The sequence below is a fragment of the Bacillus sp. JJ1532 genome (assembly GCF_036965085.1).
In the GTDB taxonomy this organism is placed as follows: domain Bacteria; phylum Bacillota; class Bacilli; order Bacillales; family Cytobacillaceae; genus Cytobacillus.
On the sequence record NZ_JBALOW010000151.1, the window covers coordinates 1 to 311 of the forward strand.

Sequence of the window (311 nt, forward strand, 5' to 3'; positions counted from 1 at the left end):
CTTCTACTTCAGTTGATTCTAACCACTCTAATGTACCATCATCATTAGCAATATATCCATCAATTGAAGTACCAATGTATAATATAATATTACGCTGTTTTTTCATGTAAATCTCCATTCCTTTGTTTCAGTTGATTAAATTAGTATACCAATTAAATCAACAACTAGCTGTTTTGTTTTCAATATATTAGATGTTGGAGCATCAATTGATTGCATTGAATGAAATGACTTTATTTATCTTAATAAAATTTTCATAAAAAGAAAAATGAGCGCCTTTCCTTATGTTCAAGGTTTGCGCCCGATTGTTTGTC